Origin of the sequence: Xanthobacter autotrophicus (genome assembly GCF_005871085.1) — a bacterium.
GTDB classification, from domain to species: Bacteria; Pseudomonadota; Alphaproteobacteria; order Rhizobiales; family Xanthobacteraceae; genus Xanthobacter; species Xanthobacter autotrophicus.
In genome coordinates this window covers 184,908-205,821 of record NZ_VAUP01000028.1, presented here as the reverse complement: position 1 = coordinate 205,821, position 20,914 = coordinate 184,908, and the positions used below count along the sequence as shown (strand labels likewise).

At 68.2% G+C, this 20,914-nt stretch carries 20 protein-coding genes and 1 tRNA gene; 11 read left to right on the top strand and 10 right to left on the bottom strand.

Translation table 11 applies throughout. From position 1 onward, the window contains the following. Nucleotides 1-113: 113 nt before the first annotated feature. Nucleotides 114-1,508, bottom strand: a complete 1,395-nt coding sequence (locus tag FBQ73_RS12825; protein WP_138399883.1) for a class II 3-deoxy-7-phosphoheptulonate synthase — start codon at nt 1,506-1,508, stop codon at nt 114-116. A 333-nt stretch (nt 1,509-1,841) separates the two neighbouring features. Between FBQ73_RS12825 and FBQ73_RS12820 the strand changes: the two genes are divergently transcribed. Both FBQ73_RS12820 and FBQ73_RS12815 read left to right on the top strand, forming a co-directional pair. After that, entirely contained in the window at nt 1,842-3,113 is a 1,272-nt protein-coding gene (locus FBQ73_RS12820) for a multidrug effflux MFS transporter (RefSeq protein WP_138399882.1), read from the top strand. A 171-nt stretch (nt 3,114-3,284) separates the two neighbouring features. After that, on the top strand, nt 3,285-4,175 hold the full coding sequence (locus tag FBQ73_RS12815; RefSeq protein WP_138399881.1) for an SHOCT domain-containing protein: 891 nt from the start codon (nt 3,285-3,287) through the stop codon (nt 4,173-4,175). 221 nt (nt 4,176-4,396) lie between these two features. On the opposite strand, the gene gor is transcribed toward FBQ73_RS12815, so the two are convergent. Then, a complete protein-coding gene (gor, locus tag FBQ73_RS12810) occupies nt 4,397-5,764 on the bottom strand; it encodes a glutathione-disulfide reductase (protein ID WP_138399880.1) in 1,368 nt (455 codons plus the stop codon). Nucleotides 5,765-5,927: 163 nt separating this feature from the next. Here gor and FBQ73_RS12805 point away from each other — a divergent pair, with 163 nt between their 5' ends. After that, nucleotides 5,928-8,117 (top strand): glycosyltransferase family 2 protein, encoded by a 2,190-nt coding sequence (locus FBQ73_RS12805; RefSeq protein ID WP_138399879.1) that lies wholly within the window; start codon nt 5,928-5,930, stop codon nt 8,115-8,117. A 93-nt stretch (nt 8,118-8,210) separates the two neighbouring features. Here the strand turns inward: FBQ73_RS12805 and FBQ73_RS12800 are convergent, their stop codons facing one another. The 3 genes from FBQ73_RS12800 to FBQ73_RS12790 all read right to left on the bottom strand — a co-directional run bounded on the left by FBQ73_RS12800 (nt 8,211) and on the right by FBQ73_RS12790 (nt 10,139). Beyond that, on the bottom strand, nt 8,211-8,753 hold the full coding sequence (locus tag FBQ73_RS12800) for a DUF2059 domain-containing protein (protein ID WP_138399878.1): 543 nt from the start codon (nt 8,751-8,753) through the stop codon (nt 8,211-8,213). 23 nt (nt 8,754-8,776) lie between these two features. After that, a complete protein-coding gene (gene rpiA / locus FBQ73_RS12795; protein WP_138399877.1) occupies nt 8,777-9,484 on the bottom strand; it encodes a ribose-5-phosphate isomerase RpiA in 708 nt (235 codons plus the stop codon). Between the two features lie 172 nt (nt 9,485-9,656). After that, nucleotides 9,657-10,139 carry a hypothetical protein gene (locus tag FBQ73_RS12790; RefSeq protein ID WP_246089687.1) on the bottom strand — a complete coding sequence of 161 codons (483 nt, stop codon included), beginning with the start codon at nt 10,137-10,139 and terminating at the stop codon, nt 9,657-9,659. Nucleotides 10,140-10,328: 189 nt separating this feature from the next. Here FBQ73_RS12790 and gph point away from each other — a divergent pair, with 189 nt between their 5' ends. After that, the gene (gene gph / locus FBQ73_RS12785; protein ID WP_138399876.1) at nt 10,329-11,027 is read left to right on the top strand and encodes a phosphoglycolate phosphatase; all 699 of its coding nucleotides are present in this window, start codon (nt 10,329-10,331) and stop codon (nt 11,025-11,027) included. Nucleotides 11,028-11,106: 79 nt separating this feature from the next. Next, nucleotides 11,107-11,181, top strand: a tRNA-Val gene (locus tag FBQ73_RS12780). Between the two features lie 192 nt (nt 11,182-11,373). On the opposite strand, the gene FBQ73_RS12775 is transcribed toward FBQ73_RS12780, so the two are convergent. The 3 genes from FBQ73_RS12775 to FBQ73_RS12765 form a co-directional block, all read right to left on the bottom strand. After that, entirely contained in the window at nt 11,374-11,877 is a 504-nt protein-coding gene (locus tag FBQ73_RS12775; RefSeq protein WP_138399875.1) for a YciE/YciF ferroxidase family protein, read from the bottom strand. 77 nt (nt 11,878-11,954) lie between these two features. Next, nucleotides 11,955-12,209 carry a KGG domain-containing protein gene (locus tag FBQ73_RS12770; protein ID WP_138399874.1) on the bottom strand — a complete coding sequence of 85 codons (255 nt, stop codon included), beginning with the start codon at nt 12,207-12,209 and terminating at the stop codon, nt 11,955-11,957. 222 nt (nt 12,210-12,431) lie between these two features. Further along, nucleotides 12,432-13,718 (bottom strand): hypothetical protein, encoded by a 1,287-nt coding sequence (locus tag FBQ73_RS12765; protein WP_170218875.1) that lies wholly within the window; start codon nt 13,716-13,718, stop codon nt 12,432-12,434. 144 nt (nt 13,719-13,862) lie between these two features. Here FBQ73_RS12765 and FBQ73_RS12760 point away from each other — a divergent pair, with 144 nt between their 5' ends. Continuing rightward, a complete protein-coding gene (locus FBQ73_RS12760) occupies nt 13,863-14,723 on the top strand; it encodes an alpha/beta fold hydrolase (RefSeq protein WP_170218874.1) in 861 nt (286 codons plus the stop codon). A 173-nt stretch (nt 14,724-14,896) separates the two neighbouring features. Continuing rightward, complete coding sequence (locus FBQ73_RS12755; protein ID WP_138399871.1) at nt 14,897-15,490, top strand: L,D-transpeptidase; 594 nt, start codon at nt 14,897-14,899, stop codon at nt 15,488-15,490. Nucleotides 15,491-15,747: 257 nt separating this feature from the next. Here FBQ73_RS12755 and FBQ73_RS12750 read toward each other — a convergent pair whose 3' ends face one another. Beyond that, nucleotides 15,748-15,954, bottom strand: coding sequence for a cold-shock protein (locus FBQ73_RS12750; protein WP_138399870.1), 207 nt, complete (start codon nt 15,952-15,954; stop codon nt 15,748-15,750). A gap of 837 nt (nt 15,955-16,791) precedes the next feature. Between FBQ73_RS12750 and FBQ73_RS12745 the strand changes: the two genes are divergently transcribed. From FBQ73_RS12745 to FBQ73_RS12730, 4 genes are all read left to right on the top strand, one after another. Next, nucleotides 16,792-18,183: a hypothetical protein gene (locus tag FBQ73_RS12745; RefSeq protein WP_138399869.1), complete on the top strand. Its 1,392-nt coding sequence runs from the start codon at nt 16,792-16,794 to the stop codon at nt 18,181-18,183. Further along, nucleotides 18,111-18,863: an alpha/beta fold hydrolase gene (locus FBQ73_RS12740; protein WP_138399868.1), complete on the top strand. Its 753-nt coding sequence runs from the start codon at nt 18,111-18,113 to the stop codon at nt 18,861-18,863. Before FBQ73_RS12745 ends, FBQ73_RS12740 begins: the two co-directional genes overlap by 73 nt. 78 nt (nt 18,864-18,941) lie before the next feature. Continuing rightward, nucleotides 18,942-19,838, top strand: coding sequence for a serine O-acetyltransferase (gene cysE, locus FBQ73_RS12735; RefSeq protein ID WP_246089686.1), 897 nt, complete (start codon nt 18,942-18,944; stop codon nt 19,836-19,838). A gap of 78 nt (nt 19,839-19,916) precedes the next feature. Next, nucleotides 19,917-20,126 (top strand): DUF3126 family protein, encoded by a 210-nt coding sequence (locus FBQ73_RS12730; RefSeq protein ID WP_012115183.1) that lies wholly within the window; start codon nt 19,917-19,919, stop codon nt 20,124-20,126. 92 nt (nt 20,127-20,218) lie between these two features. Here the strand turns inward: FBQ73_RS12730 and FBQ73_RS12725 are convergent, their stop codons facing one another. Next, the gene (locus tag FBQ73_RS12725; protein ID WP_138399867.1) at nt 20,219-20,740 is read right to left on the bottom strand and encodes a DUF2165 family protein; all 522 of its coding nucleotides are present in this window, start codon (nt 20,738-20,740) and stop codon (nt 20,219-20,221) included. Nucleotides 20,741-20,914: the final 174 nt, after the last annotated feature.

Below are 20,914 nucleotides of genomic sequence, written 5' to 3'. Positions count from 1 at the left end.
GACGCATGGACCTTCGCGCCTGCGGCACCTGCCACCGCATCCCTGGAAACGAAAACGGCGGGCCTGAGCCCGCCGTTTCCTGAAATCACACAATCCGCGTCAATGAGCGGCAATCACTCCGCCGCCACCACCTCCGGGCGGCCGCGGGCGAGGCGCTCGCGCTTCAGCAGCTCGGCCACCAGGAAGGCGGTCTCGATGGCCTGCTCGGCGTTGAGGCGCGGATCGCAATAGGTGTGGTAGCGATCGCGCAGGTCCTCGTCCGAGATGGCGCGGGCGCCGCCGGTGCATTCGGTGACGTTCTTGCCCGTCATCTCCAGATGCACGCCGCCGGCAAAGGTGCCCTCGGCCGCATGGATGTCGAAGAACGAGCGGATCTCCGACTGGATGCGCTCGAACGGCCGGGTCTTGTAGCCCGACGCCGCCTTGATGGTGTTGCCGTGCATGGGATCGCACGACCACGCCACCACGCGCCCCTCTTTCTCCACCGCGCGGATCAGGCCCGGCAGGTAGTCGCCCACCTTGTCGGCGCCGAAGCGGCAGATGAGGGTGATGCGGCCCGCCTCATTGTCGGGCTGCAGGATGTCCAAGAGGCGGATGAGGCCGTCCCCGGTGATGGAAGGGCCGCACTTGATGCCGATCGGATTGCGGATGCCTCGGAAATACTCGACATGCGCATGGTCCGGCTGGCGGGTGCGGTCGCCGATCCACAGCAGGTGGCCGGAGGTGGCGTACCAGTCGCCGGAGGTGGAATCCACCCGCGTCAGCGCCTGCTCGTAGCCCAGCAGCAGCGCCTCGTGGCTGGTGAAGAAATCCGTGGTCCGCATTTCCGGGTGGCTCTGCGGATTGATCCCGCAGGCGCGCATGAAGTCGAGCGCCTCGGTGATGCGGTTCGCGAGTTCCTGGTAGCGCGAGGACTGCGGTGAGTCCTTCACGAAGCCCAGCATCCACTGGTGGGCGTTCTCGAGATTGGCATAGCCGCCGTTGGCGAAGGCGCGCAGCAGGTTGAGCGTCGCCGCCGACTGGCGGTACGCCTCGATCTGCCGGCGCGGGTCCGGAACGCGCGCCTCGGGGGTGAAGGCGATGTCGTTGACGATGTCTCCACGGTAGCTGGGCAGCGTCACGCCGTTCTCGGTCTCGGTATCCGAGGACCGGGGCTTGGCGAACTGGCCGGCGATGCGGCCCACCTTCACCACCGGCGTGCCGCCGGAGAACGAGAGCACCACCGCCATCTGCAGGAAGACGCGGAAGAAATCGCGGATGTTGTCGGCCGAGTGCTCGTCGAAGCTCTCGGCGCAGTCGCCGCCCTGCAGCAGGAAGGCTTCGCCGCGGGCGACCTTGGCGATCTCCGCCTTCAGGCGGCGCGCCTCGCCGGCGAAAACGAGGGGCGGGTAGGAGGCAAGCTTGGCTTCCACATCGGCGAGTTCTGCCTTGTCCGGATAATTGGGCATCTGCACGCCGGGATAAAATCGCCAGCTATCCGGACGCCAGCCTTCGGCGCGGCGAGACATCTCGGCGCCAGGGACAGGTGCGGATTGCGGGCGGGTCACCATTTCACTCTCCATGTTCTCAAAAACCGGGCCGGCTCGTCCGACACCGGGTCCAACCCTTGCGTTCCTCTTGTGTTCGCGGGGCCGGAAGGCGGGCTTATACACGAACCCGCGCCGCGCCGAAAGGACGCGGCGCAAACACGGTTCGGTGTCCACGGACGGCGCCCCTTCTCCTTCCCGGCGCCATCGCCTATGTGTCCTCCACCCATCCGCCCCCTTGCCGGTTGCCCCTCCCCGCGCACCGCGCCTCACAGCCGTGTCTGTTGCGGGACACGCCCAACGCCAGAGCGTTTCATGTCCCATCCCGAGCGCGCCCCCGCGCCCCGCAACGCGTCCATTCCGGCGAAGGCGACGGCGCCCACCCGGCCGCCCTTCCTCGAATTCGTCGCCCTCATCGCCCTGCTCATCGGCATGACGGCCTTCTCCATCGACAACCTGCTGCCCGCCTTCGGCGCCATCCGGGAAGACTTCGGCCTCGCCAACGCCAATGACGTGCAGGTGATGGTCTATGCCTACCTGCTCGGCATCGGCGCCGCGCAATTCCTCTACGGTCCCATCTCCGACGTGGTGGGGCGCCGGCCGATCCTGTTCGCGGGCCTCGCCATCTATGCGGTGGGCACGCTGCTCGCCCTGTTCACACGGGATTTCAACGTGCTGATCGCCGCCCGCGTCATCCAGGGCGTGGGCGCGGCCTCGGGCCGGGTGCTCGCCATCGCCATCGTGCGCGACCGGTTCGAGGGGCGCGAGATGGCGCGCATCATGTCGCTCGCCATGATGGTGTTCCTCACCGTGCCCATCCTGGCGCCGGCGCTGGGCAGCCTCATCCTGGCCTTCGGCTCCTGGCACCTCATCTTCATCGCCATGCTCACGCTGGCCGTGGCGCTGCTGGTCTGGTTCGGCCTGCGCATGCCGGAGACGCTGCATCCGGAATACCGCATTCCCTTCTCGCTGCGGGCCATCGGCAAGGCGGTGGTGCTCACCCTCACCACCCGCCGCGCGGCGGGCTATGCGGTGGCCATCGGCCTGATGATGGGATCGCTGATGGCCTATGTGGGCTCCGCCTCCCAGGTGTTCCAGACCGATGTCTACAAGCTGGGCAACCTGTTCCCGGTGGCGTTCGCCGCCGTGGCGGGCATCATGGCGGTGGCCTCCTTCACCAACGCGGCCCTGGTGCGGCGGATCGGCATGCGGCGGCTGTCCCACGGCGGCATCTGCGGCTTCATCACCGTGGGCGTCCTGATGGTGGCCGCCAGCCTCGCCTATGGGGGAAAGCCGCCCTTGCTGCTGTTCTGCGGCCTCGTCGGGGCGGGGCAGTTCCTGTTCGCGCTCACGGTGCCGAACTTCAACTCCATGGCCATGGAGCCGCTTGGCGCGGTGGCCGGAACCGCCTCCTCCTTCATCGGCGGCTTCACCACCCTCATGGCGTCCGTGCTCGGCTACTTCGTGGGCCGCGCCTTCGATGGCACGGTGCTGCCGCTGAGCCTGGGCTACATGGTGCTGGGCGCCATCGCGCTGGTGTTCGTGCTGTGGGCCGAGAAGGGCCGGCTGTTCGGACACAATCCATAGACGGCTAATCAGATGGGCGGAAGACTCCCGCCCCGTGCTGGCCGCATGGGTGCTCCGCCCGCCGCAGCGGAATCTGTCGGCGAACTGTCCGCAAGCCGTGGTAGAAGAAACGCTTGCGCCTACACGCTTGCGCGATCTTGCGCCCGCAGTTCGAACGACAACAGGAGCCTCATGCCTCAACTTTCGCCCGAAGGCCAGGCGGCCATCAACGCCATCTCCCAGCGCACCGGCTTCAGCCCGGATGCCGTCACATCCATGCTGTTCTCGGTGATCGCCGGCAACGGCTCGATGGCCCAGTTCAGCCATCCCGAGTTCGGCGGATCCGGCCAGTGGATGCGCGGCGGGATGACCATGGTCTCGGACATGTTCAACAATTACCTGAAGGGCCGCGTGGACGGCCTGTGCAGCGAATTGTCGAACCTCGTCGCCAGCCAGCCCGGCCTCACCCAGAGCGGAAGCTTCCAGTCGCAGAACCAGGGCGGCGGGAATTTCGGCAGCGGCAATTTCGGCAGCGGGCAGTGGCAGTCGAGCGGCGGCGGGATGGGGGGCAACCAGTCCAGCCTGTTCGTGCCGGACGCCTCGGGCAATTTCAACTGGTGGCCGGCCGATCTTGGCCAGCCGGCCAGCACCGGCGCGCAGAACTCGGTGCGCTACGCCTATTTCCCGGGATCGCACCGCCTCGCCATCGACCTCAACGGCCAGGTGACGGTCTATGACAGCCTCGACCACCAGATCGGCGGCTTCTCCCAGCAGCAGGGAGGCTCGGGCTCCCTCACCTTCACCAGCCAGTACGGCACGGTGTTCGTCTCTAACCTGCCCATCGTGAGCGGCGCACCCCAGGCCCAGGCTCAGGCCTACGCCCCGCCGCCGCCGGTCTACGATCCGCCGCCGCAGCAGCAGACCTATGCGCCGCAGCCCCAGACCTTCGGCAATCCCCTGCCGCCGCTGGGCCAGAACGAGGTGATCTCCGCCATTGAGAAGCTGGCCGATCTCCACGCCAAGGGCATCCTGAGCGACCAGGAGTTCAGCACCAAGAAGGCCGAGCTGCTCAGCCGGCTCTGAGCGCCCGCTTGGACATTCAAGAGGGCATAGATGCAATCACAGTCGTCATGGCCGGGCGTGTCCCGGCCATCCCCGCGGATAGGCTGGGAAGAGCTTTCGCAAGCGGTTCCAAGCGGCTCGGCGTGGATGCCCGGGACAAGCCCGGGCATGACGATGGTAAAGCGCTGCGAGGGCCGCACGCGCCCATCGGCGTGAATTTCAACCGGATCTGAGCCCGCGGGTCAGACGCTGCGTGTGGGCGTGCGCAGGGTCACCAGCTCCTCGGCGGAGGTGGGGTGCACGGCGACGGTGCGGTCGAAATCCGCCTTCTTCGCCTTCAGCCCCAGCGCCACGCCGGCGAGCTGGATCATCTCGGAGGCCGCATCGCCCATGATGTGGCAGCCGAGCACCACGTCGCTCTCCTTGTCTACCACCAGCTTCATGAAGGTGCGGGTCTCGCGGCCCGAGAGCGTCGCCTTCAGCGGGCGGAACGAGGTGCTGTAGATGTCGATGGGCCGCCCAAGAGCGCGGGCCGCCTCTTCCGAAAGGCCCACGGTGCCGATCTCCGGCTCGGAGAAGACGGCGGTGGCTACCAGGGAATGATCCACCGTCCAGGGCTTGTTGCCGAACACCGTGTCGGCGAAGGCATGGCCCTCACGGATGGCGACGGGGGTCAGGTTGATGCGGTTGGTCACGTCGCCCACCGCATAGATGGACGGCACGTTGGTGCAGCCGATCTCGTCCACCACCACCGCGCCCACCTCGTCGAGCTTCACCCCGACCGTGTCGAGGCCCAGATGGGCCGTGTTGGGAATGCGGCCGAGGGCCAGCATCACATCATCCACCTCCACCACCGCGCCATCCGAAAGCGTGACGCGCTTGCCGCCGTTGATCACCTCGATGGCGGTGATCGTGCGCCCCGGCGTCAGGTGGATGCCGGCGCGGGTCATCTCGGCTTCCAGATGGTCGCGGATCTCCCCGTCGAAGCCGCGCAGGACCTTGTCGGCGCGATAGACCAGGGTCACGTCGGACCCCAGCGCCCGGAACAGGCCGGCGAACTCCACGGCGATATAGCCGGCGCCCTGCACCAGGATGCGGTCGGGGAAATGGGTGAGGTTGAACGCCTCGTTGGAGGTGATGGCCAGCTCGCAGCCCGGAATCGCCGGGCCCAGCGCCGGGCGGGCGCCGGTGGCGAGAAGGATGTAGCGGGCGTCGATCTCCTCGCCGGTGGACAGGATGCGCACCGTGTTCGGCCCCGCCACCACGGCGCGGGAGGCGACCACCTCCACCCCGGCATTCTCCGCATTGCGGCGGTAGATGGCTTCGAGGCGGGCGATTTCCTTGTCCTTGTTGGCGACGAGGGTCAGCCAGTCGAACTCCGCCTCGCCCACGCGCCAGCCGAAGCCGGCCATGTCCTCAAGATCGTGGGCGAACCGACCGGCATGGACGAACAGCTTCTTGGGCACGCAGCCGCGGATGACACAGGTGCCGCCGACGCGGTATTCCTCCGCCATCATCACCCGGGCGCCGTGCTGGGCCGCGATGCGCGCCGCGCGCACTCCGCCCGAGCCCGCGCCGATGACAAACAGGTCGACTTCTCGCCGTGACATTCCAATCCGTCCTTCGCGCCGCGCAATGGCCGCCACAAAACGGCCGGCGCTCCCATCCGTCAAGGGAAAGCCACGGTCATGCCCCATGCGCCGGGGCCAAGGCCGGGCGGATCGCCCTGCGGCCTGAGCCGGAACAAGCCGCGAAGGGGCGGGACCACATCCCATGCTGAACGACGTGATCCCGCCGCGGCCCCTGCGCGCCGTCACCTCCGAGCCGGGCACGGCGGCCTTTCTCCCGCCCCTTATCCTGCACCTGCCGGGCGCCGGGGGGGCGGTGGTGGTGCTGGTCGCCACCGGCGTCCCCGGCCCGCTGGTGGTGCGCATGGAGGACGGGCGCGGGACGCCCCTCGCCGCCTTCCCGGCGGAGGCGGACACGCCGGTGGCGGCGGATCTACCGGCCGGCACGGCGCGGATCGTCGTTACCGGAACGGGCGTGTCGGAAGGCGCGGTGGGACTCGGCTATTACCCCGTGCGCGGGCAGTTTCCTGCCGGGCGGCTGCTGCTGAAGCTCCACGCCTTCCGAAACGGATCCTTCGTCACCCCCAAAGGCGGCCTCAAGGGCCTTCAGAGCCGCTGGCGGCAGGCGGAGGGCGCGGCGCGCCATCTGGGCTTGAGCCTCATCGCCCTGAGCCAGACCGCGCAGGCCCGCCTGTCCCTGAAGCGGGCGCAGTACCAGCGTTTCCGCGACGCCTTCGTGGAGGACTTCACCGAGGTTCCCGCCGAGGGAGCGGCGCCGGCTGTCGTCTTCCTGTCGGCGGCGGGAGACGGGCGCTCCCCCGAAGAGATCGCCGCCTGCGCGCAGGCCCTGAAGGCGCAGACCGACCGCAGCTTCAGCTGGATCATCGCCGCAAGCGCGGATCGCCTCGCCCGCGAGGGCAATGCGCTGGCGGAGGCGGTGGGCGATACGGCGCAAATCGTGCCCGCACCAGCGGCGAACCACGCCAGCCTCCTCGCCGCAGCCCTCACCGCGAGCGCGGCGCCGGACGACGGCCTCATCTGCGTGCTGGATGTGGAAGGCCGCCCCACGAAGGACGCCGTGGCGCTGATCCGCGCGGCGTTTGCCGCCCATCCCGACTGCCAGCTGCTCTATACGGACGAGGAGCGCTGCGACGCGTCCGGCACGCCGCTCGCGGGCGTGTTCAAGCCGGCCTTCAATCGCCATCTGCTGGAAGCCTCGCCCTATATGGGCTCGCTCATCGTGCTGCGGGCGGGGTTGAGCCGGACGCTGGGGATCGATCCCCGCTTCGCCGCCGCCGCCCCCTATCACCTTGTCGTGCGTACGGTGGCGCAGGCCGGCGCCGGCGCGGTGCGGCACCTGCCGCGCATCGCCTATTCCGGTCCCGAGCACCCGCCGGGATTCGTCGAGCCCGAAACCGCCCGGCTGGCCGCCCAGGCGCTGGAAGGCGTGCTCGGCGTACCTGTGAGCGTGGTGCCGGAGGCCGGCACCCACTTCCTGCGGCCGGATTTCCCACTGCCGGCGGTGCCGCCCAAGGTGTCCATCGTCATCCCCACCCGCGACCGCGCCGGCCTTCTGGGCATGGCGCTCGATTCGCTGATCGGGAAGACGGCCTATCGCAATTTCGAGATCATCATCGTGGACAACGGCTCGGTGGAGCCGGAGACCTTCGCCCTGTTCGCGGAGATGAAGGCCACCTGGCCCGACACGACCATCGTGCGGGACGACGGCGACTTCAATTATCCGCGCATCTGCAACAACGGGGTCGCGGTCGCCACCGGCGAGTTGATCTTGTTCCTCAACAACGACATCGAGGTGGTCGAGGCCGGCTGGCTGGACGAAATGGTGGCGCTTGCGCTTCGGCCCGGCGTCGGCATCGTGGGGGCGAAGCTCCTCTACCCCGACCGCACCATCCAGCATGCGGGGGTGATGGTCGGCCTGTTCGGCTATGCCTCCCACTGGTTCGCCCATGCCCTGCCGGACACGCCCGGCCCCGAAGGCCGGCTGCTGGCGCGGCAGGACGTGTCGGCGGTCACCGGCGCCTGCCAGCTCATCCGCAGGGACGTATGGGAGGCCATCGGCCCGCTGGACGCGGAGCGGTTCCAGGAGGATTGCAACGACATCGACCTGTGCCTGCGCGCCCGCCGCGCCGGCTATGAGGTGGTGACCACGCCTTACGCGCTGCTCATCCACCACGAATCGGCCTCGCGCGGGAAGTCCCGCAACAAGCTCCACCGCGAGCGGCTGAAGGCCCAGCACGAGCGCTTCGATGCCCTGTGGCATGCCCGCACGCTGGTGGACCCCCACTCCAACCCCAACCTCGACCGCAAGAACCTGTTCGCGGCGCTGGCCGACGCGCCGCAGGGCCCGCGCGACGCCCGCACCGACGCGATCTGAGGTTGGGCCTCAAACAAAAAAGGCTCCCGGCCAATGCCGGGAGCCTTTTTTGTTGAGCCCGAACCGGCCCGAAGGCAGGCGTCCGCGCGAGGCCTACAGGTCGACGCCGCGCTTGCGCATTTCCGCGCGCACTCGCTCGATCGCCTGCGCGTTCACCTGCGCGCCCCACGCCTGGATGCCCTGCACCGCCTCCTGGACGATGACCGGACGGTCCTGCACCAGCTTGGCGCCGGTGGGCGAGCGATAGAAGGTGATGGCCTCCTTCAGCTCAGCCTCGGTGAAGTGGCGGGTATAGGAGGTCGCCAGGATGTCGATGATTTCCGCCTGCCGCGCCTCGAACTCCGGCCGCACGATGATGGCGACTTCCCGCAGTTGCTTGGCAAGGTCGGGATTGGTCTGGAGGAAAGACAGCGCCGCACCGTCGACGATGTTGGGAATGATCCCTTCAAAAGCGCGGGCCTCGCCGTTCACCGCCACGAGATCGCGGGCCAACTGGAGATGCGCCGGGCTCACCTTCGCCGCCGGGGCGGGCTGCGCCTGCTGGGCCAGGGCGAAGGGAACCGGGAGGGCCGGCACGGCAAGGGCAGCGGCGAGAACAAGCCGCACGCCGAAGCGGCTGCTGTGGGACATGAACATGGGTCTCTCTCCGGGAAGAGGAATCAGAAGCTGCCGGGCTCCAGCACGGTGATGCCGTCCGCGCCGGCAAGCACGACCCGGCGGGCGAGGCCGAGGAACAGCCCGTGCTCGACCACACCGGCGACTTCCTCCACCGCGCGGGCAAGCGCGGCCGGGTCCGGGATGCGGCCGAGATGGGCGTCGAGGATGAGGTGGCCCTGATCGGTGACGAAAGGATGACCGTCGCCGTCGCGGCGCAGCTTCACCGGGCCTTCGCAGCCGGCCTTGCGCACCGCCTCGGCCACATGGCGCTCGATGGAGGCGACGCCGAAATCCACCACCTCGATGGGGAGCGGGAAGCGGCCGAGCACCGCCACCTTCTTGCTCGAGTCGGCGATCACCACCATCTCGCGCGCGGCGCTGGCGACGATCTTCTCCCGCAGCAGCGCGCCGCCGCCGCCCTTGATCAGGGCAAGGCCGGGGCCGACCTCGTCCGCCCCGTCGATGCACAGGTCGAGCGGCCCGGCCTCGTCGAGCGTCGCGATCGGAACGCCGAGGGAGACCGCCTGCGACAGCGTCTGCTCGGAGGTGGGCACGCCGAGGATGTTAAGGCCGGCATGGACCTTCTCGGCCAGCAGCTCCACGAAATGGCGGGCGGTGGAGCCGGTGCCGAGGCCGAGGCGCATGCCGTCGGTCACGTAGGTCAGGGCGTGAGCGGCCGCGCGGCGCTTCGGGTCTTCGGCATGCACCATGGGAGTTTCCGTTCCGGTACCCCCGCGCGCGGCCAACCGGCGCGGCGTGAGGCATTGGCGTTTCGTTGCTGCGGGACGGGTCGCCCCGCCGCGTTCCGGCTCTAGCCCTGATCCGGCCCGCCGACAAGCGGCGCGGCGCCTCAGCTGGCCGCAAGCGTCCCTGCGGGCACCCTCACCTGGCGGCGGGCGTGCACACCAGGCTCGAATCGGTGCCGCCCTGGGGACGCGCTGTTTCGCGCACATAGCAGATGCTCATCTCCCCGGTGTCGCGATTGACCCGGAAGATGCCGGTCTCGCCCTCGTACCGGGTGGGGGCCAGGGCGTAGCTGCCGGCCTTCTGGGGGCCTGCCCCCTCCCCTTGCGCGAAGCAATGGGTGATGCCCACCGCGCTGCCCTCGGGCCGCTCGAACTGGCACACGTTCATTTCGCCGGTCTGGCGGTTGAGGCCATAGACGCGGTTCGCCTGGGCCGAGGGCGGAGCGGCGAATTCATAAGCCCCCTGCCCCGGCTGGGCTGCCTGCGCCAGCGCCCCGCCGGCACCGGCGAGGGTGCCAAGGCCCGCCAAGGCCAGTGCCGTCAGCGCGCCGCGCGCCAGCGGATTCAGGGTCCGCAGGTGGGTTCGCGATCCTGACGCGGAAACAACAATCGCCTGCATTCAAGCCTCCTTGGGTTTCGGGCCCGCCCAGCTCACGTCCGGTCCCGACCTATTCCGCGCAAGGCTGCGCCATGCCGCCGCAGCCTTGCGATCGACGCGGACGCTCGCGCGAAAAAGCGGCAGGATTTAAGGCAGGGAGTGGGGTCGGCGCCCCCCATCCCTGTCTGTCCCCGAGGAAGAGGCCCGAACATGACTGCCCCATCCGTTTCCATCCGCCCTGTGGTCGCCTTCGACCTGGACGGAACGCTTGTCGATACCGCGCCCGATCTTCTGGACGCCCTCGACATGGTCCTCGCCCCGCACAAGATCCCGCCGGTGAACCGCGACGAGGCGCGCAACATGATCGGCGGCGGCGCGCGCCTACTCATCGTCCGCGCCCTGAAGAGCGAGGGCGTCGCCCTGCCGGACGCGGAAGTGGAGGCGATGACGCAGCGCTTCATCGCCCATTACGCCGACAACATCGCCGTGGGCTCGCGCCCCTTCCCCGGCCTGCTCGACGCCCTCGACCGCCTCTCCGCCAAGGGCGTGAGCCTTGCGGTGTGCACCAACAAGCTGGAGCACCTCGCCCGCCTGCTCCTGGACGCGCTGGACCTCACCGGGCGTTTTTCCGTGATCACTGGCGCCGACACCTATCCCCGCTCCAAGCCCGATCCGCTGCCGCTCCTATCCACCATCACGGCGGCCGGCGGCTCGGCGGCGCGCTCGATCATGGTGGGCGACAGCATCACCGACGTGCTCACCGCCCGCGCCACCGGCGTACCGGTGGTCGCGGTGTCCTTCGGCTATACGGAAACCCCGGCCGCAGAACTCGGCGCGGATGCGTTGATCCATCACTTCGACGAGCTGGAGCGGGCCGTGGATGCCCTTCTGGCGCGCCCGTTGGGATGAGGTCATCCACAGGCTGGAGCGGCCGGCACTTGACAGGGAGGGGTGCGCCGGCCTAAACGGCGCTCCTCGCAAATGGCGCGGGCGATTAGCTCAGCGGGAGAGCACTCCCTTCACACGGGAGGGGTCGCAGGTTCAATCCCTGCATCGCCCACCATTCCTTTTTCCGCACCATTCCAGATACTTGGCCAGAGTGTTGGCTGCGCGCGCTGCGCGTCGGTGCGCCCCGTGCCGCCCCCTCAACGCAAAAAATGCCCCCGCCGCGGGTGCGACGGGGGCAAGTGGGTTTCTCCCCGCGGGAGGGAGAGATGCGGCGCCTGCCATTCGGAAGGCGCCAGCGGCGGTCTTGTCAGGCGGCGCGCATATTGACCTGGGCGTCGGCGAGGCCGGTGAGCTTGGCGTCGGCCGCCTTCTCCTCGTCGAGGGTGCGCTGGAGCACGGTGGCGCAGTCATTGCGGCCGAGCCGCTTGGCCCAGGCAATGAGGGTGCCGTAGCGGGTGATCTCGTAATGCTCCACCGCCTGCGCGGCCGCGGCGAGGGCGGCATCCAGCACCTCGGGATCGGCCACCTCGGACGCCACCTCCTCCGCCTCGGCGATGATGCCGTCGATGGCCGGGCACTTCACCGTCTTGGCCTCAACGCCGTGCAGGCGGAACACCTCCTCCAGGCGCTTCACATGCTCCTCGGTCTCGCCGAGGTGGGACTGGAAGGCCTGGCGCAGGGTCGCGCTCGAGGCCTTCTCCACCATGGTGGGCAGCGCCTTCAGGATGCGCTTTTCCGCATAATAGATGTCGCGCAGCGTGTGCACGAAGAGATCGTCGAGCGAATGGATGTCTTTGGAAAAGAAGCCCATGTCTGTCTCCTGATGTCTCTGGACAGTCGCGGATTTCAGCCGGCGCGGGCCGGCTGAAATCTCAGCGCCGGAAGGCGTCAGCGCGCGCCCGGCTTGCGGCCGGCCTCATTGTTCTGGTCGCGATCCTGCGTGGGGGAGCGCTTTTCCTCCGCCTGGCCGCCCTTGCGGCCGGCTTCGGAGGCCCGATCAGGGTCCCGGTCGAACCCGCCGCCCTGCTGGCCACGGCCATGATCCTGCTGATGCTGCTGGCGGCTTTCCGCAGCCTTGCGGGCCACCTCCTTGGCCTGATCCGTCTCGGGAGTGTTGGAACCGCCCTGCTGACGATTGGTCATGGGAATGTATCCTCTTGTTCAGCCCCTGGTCATGCAACGGAGGGGAGAGAGGATGGTTCCTTCGATTTTTGGGAGCTTACAGCCACGCTCTACTCAAAATGAAAACGCGACCGCCACCGCATTTTTCAATCAAATACGGCGGCGGTCGCGCTTCTAATCACTCGCAAGAGACCGGTATGCCTCAAAAATTCTAGAACGATCTCGGCCGCGCCGGCATCATCCTCAATTGTCGTCGGGGTGGCTCACATCATCGAGCGCGATGTTGGTGCAGGAGATGGCACCGTCGGGCTCGTCGAAGCCGGTCTGGGTGAGGAAGGCGCAGCGGGTGCCCTCGGCCGTGGCGATGAAGGAAACGATGCGCTGGGCGATGCCAGCGACCTGGCTGGAATCGTCCGCCGGACGGAAGGCGGCGTCGGCGGGTGGCTGCGGGCCGGCCTTCTTGGCGCTCTTCAGGTCGGTGACGGTGGGTATGAGCGAGAGGGTGTCGGCAGCATCGTCCGGCGTCACCACCGGCTCAAGAGTCAGGGTGAACTGGTCGAAGCTGCCCTTGCCGAGGCGCGTCGCCTCCGCCTCTCCGGTCACGGTCGCCCTGAAGGCGGGGCCGGACGTGCCGGGCACCACCGCGCCGGCGATCCTGAACTTGCGCGGCCCGGCGGCCGACGCATCGGGCGCCGCGCCGGACAAAAGGCGTGACAACATGGCTTCCGCATAGGATTTCAGCTTCGCCTCAGACACCGTGTTCCCCTCGGCCACCCGGGCACGGGGAATGGTGGCGAGCGCCATCTCGCCGCACAAAGCCGGCAGCATCACGGAAGCCACTTGCGGCACGCGGCGCAGGTCCTCGGCGTGCTTCGCCTCGCTGCCCACGGGCACGGCGATGTCCACGGACACGTCGTCGCCGCCCCGCGCGGCGAGCCGCAGGCGGCTCCAGGCGTCCTTCAGCTTCTGCGTTGCCGTGCCACCCTGCTGCGGCACCACCATCAGGTCGAGGTCCGCCACGGCGGCCGGCGCCTCGGCGGTCGCCGCCAGGTCCTTGGCGCGGAACTGGACGGAGAGCCCGCCATAGACGCGCCCGCACCAGTCTTCCGGATCATGCTGCAGCGCCAGCGCCGGCTCCGAGAAGCCCGCCGGCGGGCGAAACAAGGTGACGGAATCGATGCCGGGGATGCTGGTCGTCTCCTCGAAGATGCGGTGGAGCCCCCGCTCGTTCTCGCTGAAGACGAACCGGTAGGCCTCCGCGCCCTGCCCCACGGTGAGGGTGAGAACCCCGTTGGCCAACGTGCCGGAGAGCGGCAGCGCCGGGCGCGGATCGCCTGCGGGCGCGGCGAGGGTGCCCGTCACCTTGCCGTCGGCCACGTCGATGCTGGCGATGGCCACATGGTAGGGATCGAAGAAGGGCAGCCCCGTCGCCATGTAGCGATCGGCGGCCCGCGCGGTGACGGGCGCAAGCAGCCCGAGGGTGGCGACGAGGGCGAGACGCCCGGCTCGGGACATAAGAAGGTTGCGCATGATTCGCCGCCTCTGTGGCACTGCCGCGTTCGGCCCGCTCTATATCATCGGCAAAGCGGCGGACCCAAGGTGGCGGTTTCCAGGCGGCGGAACCGGCCACGCCCGCGCTTAAAGCCTGTCGCCGGGCATGCTAGGCAGAAGGCCATGAGCGTTCTTAAGCCCCCCGCCCGCCGCACCGCCCGCGTCACCACTCCCGACGGCATCGGCATCGCCGCCGAGGCCTTCGGCGCCGAGCCCTTTGGCACCGGGACTCGGCCGGGCATCGTCTTCATCCACGGCTTTTCCCAGTCGAGCCTGTGCTGGTCGCGGCAGACGGCAAGCCCGTTCCTCTCCGACTTCCAAATGGTCACCTACGATTTCCGCGGCCATGGCGCCTCGGACAAGCCGGAAGACCCCGCCCGCTACAAGGCGGCGGAACTCTGGGCCGGCGAGGTGGACGCGGTGATCCGGGCGTTCGGACTGGAAAGGCCGGTGCTGGTGGGCTGGTCCTATGCCGGGCGCATCATCGGCGATTATGTGGCCACCTACGGCACAAAGGGCATTTCCGGCATCGTGTTCGTGGATGCGGTGACCGCCAACGAACGGCGCTTCTACGGCAGCTGCAACCGCCTCATGCGGCTCATGTGCAGCCCGGACGTGGCGGAGAACATCACCGCCAGCCGCGCCTTCCTGCGCCGCTGCTTCGCCAATCCCATCCCGCAGCCCCTGTTCGAGTTGCTGTTCGGCGTGAACATGCTGGTGCCGCACCACATCCGCGCCGCCCTGTTCGACCGGGTGGCGGATTATGACGCCCTCAACCGCACCCTCGACGTGCCGGCCCTGGTGGTCCAGGGCGCCCTCGACGAGGTGGTGGCCCCGGCCATGGCGGAACATATTACCGAAATCGTGCCGAACGCCCGGCTCGACCTCTATGAGGGCGTCGGCCATGCGCCATTCCTGGAGGCGCCCGAGCGCTTCAACGCGGCGCTGGCCGCCTTCGTGCGGGAGGTAGCCGGCAAGGCTTGAGCGTTGCGGCAAGGCCCCACGGGCGGAAAATCCGCATCACACTCCCGTGCGGCCGGAACCGCCATGCCACAAAGCGGTTGCAGTCATGTCCATTTTACGGCGACAAAATGGACGTCGGAGCACGATCCGCTCCCCGTGTGTCCCCTTCGTTCCTCAGCCGAGACGTAAGACCCATGACGCACTTCAGATCCCTCGCCCTGGCCGCCGTCGCGGCCGCGATCGTGGCGGCGGGGCCGGCGCGAGCCGACGACCGCTACGACATCTTCAACTTCAACAAGCTGTTCAGCGGCGCCAACAGCAATGCCGGCTACGTCGGCACCTCCTCGCCCATCGGCCGGCAGGTGGTGTCCATCGACCCGCGATATGCGCCCGGCACCATCGTCATCCGCACCTCGGAGCGTCGGCTTTATTATGTCACCTCCCGTGGCGAGGCCCTGCGCTACGGCGTCGGCGTCGGCCGCGAGGGCTTCCAGTGGTCGGGCGTGAAGACCGTGAGCGCCAAGAAGGAATGGCCGGGCTGGACGCCGCCCGCGCAGATGCTGCGGCGCCGGCCCGACCTGCCGCGCTACATGCCGGGGGGCATCGAAAATCCGCTGGGCGCGCGGGCCATGTATCTCGGCTCCAGCCTCTATCGCATCCACGGCTCCAACGAGCCGGAGACCATCGGCCAAGCGGTCTCCTCCGGCTGCTTCCGCATGACCAACGATGATGTGGTGGACCTCTACAACCGCGTCCGCGTGGGAACCACGGTGTACGTGCTGCGCTGAGTGGGGCGGCTGGGAGCGAGTATTAATACCATCGGCCTCGGTCGTTGACCGATGCCAAGTGGGTCCGCACGACAACTCGGGTGTTCCCGAGTTGTGAATCTTAAAGCCGGTTCCGGCAACAGCCGGAACCGGGCGCCGAGCGGGCTTGACCAATGGTCCATGAGCCAATCTCATGGACCATTGCTACAAGCTGCTCCAAACGCAAAAAACCCCGGCCACCTTGCGGTGACCGGGGTTTCTTAAATCAGAGCGTCAGCTCACAGAGCGGCGAGGTTCGACGCCTTGCTCTTACCGCGGTTGTCCGCGACGATGTCGAAGGACACCTTCTGCCCGTCGTTCAGGCTGTAGAGGCCGGAGCGCTCCACGTCCGAGATGTGCACGAAGACGTCGGGGCCGCCCTCATCCTGCTGGATGAAGCCGAAACCCTTCTGGGAATTGAAAAACTTAACGGTACCTGTGGCCATGGTGGCCTCCTGTGCGCGCAGGTCGCTCTTCAGCTGTGCCTGCGCCAGTCACCCCCGCGCACGACCAACGTCGCGGCGCAGCGGGGCGTAGTTCTAGACGAGTTCGAATTGGAAGGCTTTTGTGTCGCGGCCCGAAGGAAACGATGAAGCAGGCCGATGACGAACTGTCCGCTCAGCTCGCCCCTCCGCACATCCATGATCATGGAAAGCGGAGGAACGAACACCCAGTGCCGCGGCGGGATCGGAGTACATCCGTCCGTCTCCCGAATGCGTTCGCGCTTTGGAGCGCGCCGCGTCCGGCGGCTTGGGTTGAGTGAGAGATAGGGACCAATAACGGCCTTTCAAGGGCAGCCCTCGAAATAATACGCACCGCCTGCGCTTATTTTCCGCCCGCCGCCGCCCTCACGACAAAACGATCGTCGAAGGTCTTCGCCAGGTCGATGGTCGTGCCCCTTAGATCCGGATCAAACTCAACCCGCATGGCGTGCGCGCTTTTTCATACCACGGACGGGAGTGACACCGGCATGCGAAGAGATCGGCTAAGAACTCTTCACCACTGAGAGATAAGGTGCACGTTCCTCCGGAAACTATTCTTCCGGTACCACGGCGACCGCATCCTTGGAGGCCTCCGTCTTCAGCCACATCAAGGTACGGCAGACGGCGTTCACCCACTTAATGATTCAGTTCGCCGCGACGACATCGCGCGTCATATCGAGCGCGGCGGCGGGGGCAGCGTGTCTGTCCGAACGGGGGGACGATGAACGCGGGAAGAGGCCCGGCCGCGCACCTCTTCACCTTCGCCATGATGGGATGCGAGAATGCCCTTCAGGAAACACCATGGCCCGCATTCTCGCCGCCCTCGCCCTGTTCGCAACGCTCCTCGCCGGCACGCCATGGCTGCTGCCGGTGGCGAAGGAGAGCCTCAAGCTCGTCGCCGCGCGGGACGATCCGGCCACCCTTGCTGACCTGGGCCTTGCCGGCTTCACAGCGGAAGACGCGCGCCGCTCCATCGCGGCGGCGCTGGCCGAGGACGATGCCGCGCTCGCCGCCTCCTTCCTCGCGCTGGCTGATGCGCGCAGCCTCCCCATCTCGCCGGAATTGCGCGCGCAGGTGACGGAGGCCACCGGAGCCCTGTCCGAGGCCCTGCGGTCGGCCAAGGCGTTCGGCCTCGGCTTCGTCACCGGCGAGCCGAGCGATCTGGCGGGCCTCGCCGGCGCGGCCACCAGCGATCTCATGGTGTGGGGCGACATCCGCGATGCCGGCCGCGAGGGCCTGAAGCTGGCGCGCGGCGAGGAGGCGGACGAGCTGATCCTCGGCCTGTCCGCCGTGGGCATCGCCGTCACCGCCGGGACCTATGCCACCGTGGGCGCGAGCCTGCCGGTGCGCATCGGCATCTCGCTGGTGAAGGTGGCCAAGCGCACCGGCCGCCTCTCCGCGGCGCTCGCCCGCAGCCTCACCCGCGCGGTGCGCGAGAGCGTGGACTTTGCCGCCCTGCGCCGGCTCGCGGCGGCGCCCGCAAGCGTGGATGCCGCAGCGGTGAAGGGGGTGGTGCGTACGCAGCGCCTCACCGACCTCACCCGCATGCTGGATGACGCCGCCCGCATCGAGGCCAAGGCCGGCACCCGCGCAGCGCTGGAAGGCCTGAAGGTGGCCGACAGCGGGCGGGATCTCTCCCGCGTCGCCCGCCTCGCCGAGGCCAAGAGGTCACAGACGCTGGCCATCCTCAAGACATTGGGGCGCGGGGCCATCGCCATCACCAGCGCGCTGTTCCACTTGATCTGGTGGGCCTTCGCGACGGCGCTCTACGCCTTCGCCCTCATCTGGTCCTTCAACTCCTTCTGCGTCGCCTGCGCCCGGCGGTGCTGGCGCGGCAAGCGCCCCAGGGCCGTCCGGCATCGGCATGGGACACCCGCCCCGGCACAGGCGGCGGCCCTGCCATCGGTGCCCGTTGCCAACATGGAGGTTGCGGCCGCCCGCGTGCTGGCGGCCATCGAGGCCGCGCGGAACCTCTCCCGCCTCCCGTCGCCGGCGGACCATCTGCCTCAAGACAAGTCACCGGCGGACTTGGCACAACGGGAGCGAGCTTCTAGTTTCCCGCCCCGTCATCCGCCGAGATCCGAGGCGCCCGCCGTGGCGGTGGCCCGCGAAGGTTCCCCATGCCCCATTTCTCTTCCGCAGGCGTCGATATCGCCTATTTCGACATCGGCGCCGGCGATCCGGTCCTCCTGATCCACGGCTTCGCCTCCTCCAAGGAGATCAACTGGGTCGGCCCCTCCTGGACGAAGACCCTCACCGAGGCCGGCTACCGGGCCATCGGCTTCGACCATCGCGGCCATGGGGAGTCGGAAAAGCTGTACGACCCCGCCCTCTACGATACCCGCATCATGGCGGAGGATGCCCAGCGCCTCCTCGCCCATCTCGGGTTGGAGCGGGCAGATGTGGTCGGCTATTCCATGGGCGCGCGCGTGGGAGCGCAGATGGCGCTGCATTTCCCGCAGGCGGTGCGCTCGCTGATCCTGGGCGGGCTCGGCATTCATCTGGTGGACGGGGTGGGCCTGCCCCAGACCGTCGCCGACGCGCTGGAGGCACCGAGCCTGGACGATGTCGGCGATCCCATGGGCCGCATGTTCCGCGCCTTCGCCGACGCCAACAAGGCCGACCTGAAGGCGCTGGCCGCCTGCATCCGCGGCTCGCGGCAGGTGCTAACCCGCGAGGAAGTGGGGCGCATCTTCCAGCCGGTGCTGGTGGCCATCGGCACCCGCGACCTAGTCTCGGGTCCCGGCCAGCCCCTGGTGGATCTCCTGCCGGACGGTACCATGCTGGATATCCCCAACCGCGACCACAACCCTGCCGTGGGCGACAAGGTGTTCAAGGCAGGTGCTCTCGAATTCCTGAAACGCCGGCCCTGAAGCGACCACGGGGAACCTCTCCCCTTCGCGCCGCTTGTGCTAGAACAGGCGCCAAGTTGCATCGTCGAGGAGGCAGGAATGCCCCAATCTCCCATGCCTGCCCCCATTCCCGCGCCCGTCGCGGACGCGTTCGCCCCGAAGCTCACCAAGGCGGGTACGGAACGCTGGCACGACGTGGTCGATCCGGTCTGGGCGCGCCTGCGCAACGAGGCGGAAGAGGCCGCCGAACGCGAGCCGCTGCTCGCCGCGTTCCTCATCGGCGCGGTGCTGGGCCAGCCGAGCTTAGAGGCGGTGATCGGCGAGCGCATCGCCGCCCGCCTCGACCATGCGGACGTGCCGGCCAGCGCCATCCGCGCCGCCTGGCTGGAGGCCGTCGCCCGCGACAAGTCCATCTCCCAGGCCCTGCGCGCTGACATCATGGCGGTGGTAGACCGCGACCCTGCGGCCACCCGGACGCTTGAGCCGGTGCTTTATTTCAAGGGCTTCCACGCCATCCAGACCCACCGCCTGTCCCATTTCCTGTGGGCCAACGGCCAGCGCGACCTCGCCCTCTATCTCCAGAGCCAGGCCTCCTCCGTGTTCGCCGTGGACATCCACCCCCAGGTGCCCATGGGCCGGGGCATCTTCCTCGACCATGCCACCGGCGTCGTCATCGGCGCCACCGCGGTGATCGAGGACGACGTGTCGATCCTGCAGGGGGTGACGCTGGGCGGCACCGGCAAGGAGACCGGCGACCGCCATCCCAAGATCCGCCGCGGCGTGCTGATCGGCGCCGGCGCCAAGGTGCTGGGCAATATCGAGGTGGGCCGCTGCGCCCGCATCGCCGCCGGCTCGGTGGTGCTTAAGCCGGTACCGCGCAACACCACGGTGGCGGGCATTCCGGCCAAGGTGGTGGGCGAAGCCGGCTGCGCCGAACCCTCGCGCTCCATGGACCAGATGTTCGAGGACAATATCTGGTCCGGCGCGGATATCTGAGGGCTGTTGCCCGCCGCGACTTGAACGCGCGCGCCTTGGCCGCCATAACGCGGCCATCCGTTCGCAAGGAGAACACCGTTGGAAAAAACCGAGCTCGAGCGCGTGCAGCGCTATTTGCGGACCCTGTTCGGCAACCCGCAGATCAAGGTGACTGCCCGCACGAAGAAGAAGGACTCGGCCGAGGTCTATCTGGGCGAGGAGTTCATCGGCGTCCTCTACCGGGACGACGAGGACGACGACCTCTCTTACAATTTCCAGATGGCGATCCTGGATTCCGACCTGGAGTGAGATTGAACCGGCGCGGGGCCTGATTGGGGCCTCTCGCCGCTGGAAGGGGCGGAGTGGCCTGCGCTCCCGCCCCTCAGGACCAGCCTGATGGCTCAGCGCGGCTGCGTCGGGGGCTCGGTGTCCGCGATCTCGCGCTCCGGCAGCGCCACCAGGATCAGCACGCCGAGGACGGTCATGGAGAAGCGGAAGGCCGCGGCCTGGCCGTTCCAGTCCTTGGACTGCCACATGGCGAAATACTCGCCGGCGACCACCATGAAGCCGAAGAACCAGACCAGGAAGGCCAGCGCGCCGCCCAGATAGACGAAGCGCTTGGCGCGCTCGAAGCGGGCGGCGGGCGCAGCAAGGCGCGCCAGCATGGCGACGGCGCCGAGGGCGAGGAACAGCCCGCTCACCGCCTCGCCTGCGATTATGGCGGCATAGGCCATGCGCCACCCCCGCTCGTCGGTGATGGCGCGATGCATCAGGGCATTGCCGGGAAAGGTCGTGTCCATGCTCAGCACATGGCGCACGAACGCATAATTGGTCTCGTAATCCACGAGATTGTCGTAGGCGACCAGCAGGCAAAAGGCCGCCAGGGCGGCCGTCATCATCGCCTTCGCCAGACGCAGCTCCATCTCGCCCTCCGCTTCTGCCCGACGCAGTCTTAAAGCGTCAGCAGGCGAAGTGGATACCAGCTCGCTTCAAGAAAACGCGTCAACACCGCGAATCCGAAGCGATTGCCGTAAGCCGCTACGAACTTGGAGCCAATCCGAACGTCGAGCGCCCTGCCCCCGCGCGGCAGCCCACGC